We start from the raw sequence: 1,638 nt of genomic DNA, 5'->3' as shown, positions 1-1,638 counted from the left end.
CCGTGGAACCTGGGGCTAGCGGTAATGTGGCAGCTGGGACGATTACTATCCTGGCCCAGCCAGTGGCCGGAATAACTTCGGTGAACAATGTAGCGACAACTTCCGGCGGTCTGGACGAGGAAGACGACGCATCGCTGCTGGCCCGTTACCTCCAGCGGGTGCGGTCTCCATCGGCTGGGGGAAATAAGGCCGACTACGTAAACTGGGCCATGGAAGTCCCTGGCGTGGGCGGCGTTTTTGTGGTACCTGTACGTGACGGGCCGGGTACGGTGAGTATTGCAATAATCAACACAAACAAAGAACCAGCCGATCAGGCATTAGTGGATGCAGTACAGAACTACATTGCCCCGCCCTGGGTAAACGAAAAAGAAGCCGAAACGATGACCCTGGGTGGATACGGTACCAGCATAGACACCACCCAGACCGACGATACCGGCGACAGTGTAAAGATGGTCTACGATGCTTCCGGGGCCGGGACTATTACTCACGCTGGTTTACAGAGTATCCTACAACAACCCGGCATCTGGCAGGCCCGGGTACGGGTAAAGGTGGACAGTAATGCTGGAACGGCGGACTTGCTTCAGGTAGGGATATGGAATGTGTCGGCAGCGGCCTGGGCGAAGACCAGACCGAGTGGAACGGTAGACGCCGTGGTAACCCTTAAGGCCAGCGATTTAGCTACTACATTCGGTAACAAAATCGTGGAGTTCTACTGGAACGGGCAGGATCAATTAGAACTGCGAATAACACGCCTTACCACGGATACCACGACTACGGTGTGGGTTGACCGAGTGGTTTACCGGAGCACCTTTTCCAAAGACACCGGCGAAGGTAAAGCTCCTATCGGCGCCCGGGTCACTGTAGAGCCGGCTACGGCAGTGCTGATAAATGTTTCGGCAACCTTGACCATTGCGCCGGGGTATAATGCCGATAGTGTAAAGGCCGCTGTGAGGGATAATATTGCGGCCTACATTAAATCCCTGGCCTTCACCAGCGACAATGATGTTCGTTACGTTCGCATAGGCCAGGCTATCCTGGATACACCCGGGGTACAGGACTACAGCAACCTGACGGTAAACGGTGGTACTACTAACGTGGTTATTGGTGACCAGGAAGTGGCCGTGCTGGGGACGGTGAATCTAACGTGAGCGAAATAACCAGCACCCGCGGCAAGGAAATGTTAACGTACCTTCCGCCTTATTACGAAACTAGTCGGGTGATAAAGTCGATCCTCCAAGCGGAAGGAGCTGAGTTTGACAAGCTCCGCCAAGCCCTGGACGAAACGCTGAACCAGTTTTTTGTTAACACGGCCACCTGGGGATTGGACAGGTGGGAAGAAGAGTTAGGTCTCCCGGTTACACCGGATCAACCCGAGGCTGAACGAAGGAATAAAATCGTGTCTCGATTGCGAGGATACGGAACTGCCACGATTGCGGTAGTTAAGAAGGTGGCTGAATCATACGATAAAGGTGCAATAGATGTTGTAGAGGACCACGCGGCTTATACTATTACGATCCAGTTTGTAGACACAACCGGAGTGCCGCCTAACTTAGATGACCTCAAAACGGCGGTCCGGGCGGTTGTACCGGCGCATTTGGCGATAATGTATGAATACAACTTCTTCATATGGGATGAGTG

The 1,638-nt window shown here is 53.6% G+C and carries 2 protein-coding genes; both read left to right on the top strand.

Features of this window, described 5'->3' with window-relative positions:
• Nucleotides 1-1,148, top strand: a 1,148-nt coding sequence (locus tag ULO1_RS11185) for a baseplate J/gp47 family protein (protein WP_143325455.1), incomplete at its 5' end; no start/stop codon positions are given.
• Nucleotides 1,145-1,638 (top strand): YmfQ family protein (locus ULO1_RS11180; RefSeq protein ID WP_079933618.1); only part of this gene is annotated, 494 nt, incomplete at its 3' end. The genes ULO1_RS11185 and ULO1_RS11180, both read left to right, overlap by 4 nt.

Origin of the sequence: Carboxydocella sp. ULO1, assembly GCF_002049255.1 — a bacterium.
Lineage (GTDB): Bacteria > Bacillota.
Note: the sequence above shows the minus strand (reverse complement) of the source record. Positions and strands in the feature narration are given on the sequence as shown.